This is a genomic window from Micromonospora sp. SL1-18, assembly GCF_047921505.1.
GTDB lineage: Bacteria > Actinomycetota > Actinomycetes > Mycobacteriales > Micromonosporaceae > Micromonospora.
In genome coordinates, this window is sequence record NZ_JBLROA010000162.1 from 1 (window position 1) to 1,976 (window position 1,976).

Sequence of the window (1,976 nt, forward strand, 5' to 3'; positions counted from 1 at the left end):
CTGGGTTCCACAGATGTTGGGCGGTCTAGGTATGTGGATCGTGTAAAGATGCAGGTCACGGGGTTGCCGGATAGCGGAATAGCCGAAGTTGCCTAGTGACACGATTCCGGGGGCTCGGTCTTGCTGAGCAGCACTGGAGTCCGTAACCTCTAGCCACGTGTATGTGCGGGTGTCGTCGCGGAAGAACAAGACCGGCCAGGTCGTGCGCTACCTGCAGTTGGCGCACAACGAGTGGGATGCGCAGGCCGGGATGTCACGCACGAAGGTGCTGTACTCGTTCGGCCGGGAAGACGAACTCGACCGCCCGGCGGTGCAGCGGCTGGTCACCGCGTTGAGCAGGCTCCTGGATCCGGCGGCTGCAGCGGCGTTGACCGCCCCGGCGGACATGACGTTGACCGACGCGCGGCCGATGGGTGGCGCGTACGTGCTCGACGGCTTGTGGCGCCGGCTCGGTGTCGATACCGCGATCCGTGACGCCCTTGCAGGCAAACGGGCCGACGCCACCCGGGTGGAGCGGATCCTGTTCGCGTTGACGGCGAACCGGGCACTCAAGCCGTCGTCGAAGCTGGCCGCGACCGACTGGATCGCCCACGACGTGCACATCGACGGCCTGTCCGACGTGGTTGACGAGGCCTGCTACCGGGCGATGGACGTCCTGCTCGGCGTCGAGGACCAGGTGGCCCGGCAGGTCTTCCACCAGGTGGCCGACCTGCTCAACCTCGAGGTGGACCTGCTGTTCTTCGACACCACCAGCACCTACTTCGAGACCGGCGAAGCCGACGAGCCGGCCGCCCGAGACGAGCACGGCCGGGTGCAGGCGGCCGCCGAGCCGTCCGATGCGGTACGTGACAGCGGGTTTCGCAGCCACGGCAAGAGCAAGGACCACCGCGACGACCTGCCCCAGGTCGTGGTCGGGATGGCCGTCACCCGCAGCGGGATCCCGGTGCGGGTGTGGTCATGGCCCGGCAACTACAGCGACTCGGCGCTGATCCGCCAGGTCAAGGACGACATGCGCGACTGGAGCCTGGCCCGCATCGTCTGGGTGGCCGACCGCGGCTTCAGCTCCGCCGCCAACCGCCGCTACCTGCAACGCGCCGGCGGGCACTACATCATCGGCGAGAAGCTGCGCTCCGGCTCGGCCGAAGCCGCGGCGGCCCTGTCCCGGCAGGGCCGCTACGCCCAGATCAGCGCGAACCTGCAGGTCAAGGAAGTCAAGCTCGACGACGCCGGGGACCGGTTCGTGATCTGCTTCAACCCCGATGAAGCCGAGCGGGACCAGCACGTCCGTGAGCACCTCATCGCCCGCCTGACCGACAAGATCACCGGCTCGGACTCGTTGAGCGCCACCAAGCGGGCCGAACTGCGCGGGCAGATCTCCACCTCACCCGGCCTCAACCGGTTCCTGCGCGTCACCCCCGGCGGGCTGCTGCGCATCGACGCCGCGGCAGTCAAGGCCGAAGCCCGCCTCGACGGCAAATACCTGCTGCGCTGCTCCGACCCCAAGCTCACCCCCGAAGACATCGCCCTGGGCTACAAGCAGCTCCTCGAAGTCGAACGCGGCTGGCGCGACATGAAATCGGTCCTGGACCTACGCCCGGTCTACCACCGCCTCGAAGACCGCATCCGCGCCCACGTCCTGCTCTGCTGGCTCGCCCTGCTGCTGGTTCGCACCGCCGAGACCATGACCGGCCGCACCTGGCCCGCCATCCGCGCCGACCTGGACCGGCTGCACACCATCACGTTCACCGGACCCGCCGGCACCTTCCGGCAGACCACCGAGCTCACCAAGCCTCAACGCGACCTGCTGGCCGCGCTCAAGCTCGGCCCACCCAAGAAGATCATCGAACTCACCACAACGCCCTGACCAGCACAAACTCGATCGCCTAGTGACACGCCCGCTAGGCGGCTGAAGCCATGTTTTCGCAGCTCAACCCCAAGATTCGTCGACTAGTCGACCGACACATCTGTGGAACCCA

Annotated in this window: 1 protein-coding gene; it reads left to right on the forward strand. The window is 67.5% G+C overall.

The window, feature by feature from the left end:
* Nucleotides 1-157 precede the first annotated feature (157 nt).
* On the forward strand, nucleotides 158-1,864 hold the full coding sequence (locus tag ACNAW0_RS30280) for an IS1634 family transposase (protein WP_416291460.1): 1,707 nt from the start codon (nucleotides 158-160) through the stop codon (nucleotides 1,862-1,864).
* Nucleotides 1,865-1,976 lie beyond the last annotated feature (112 nt).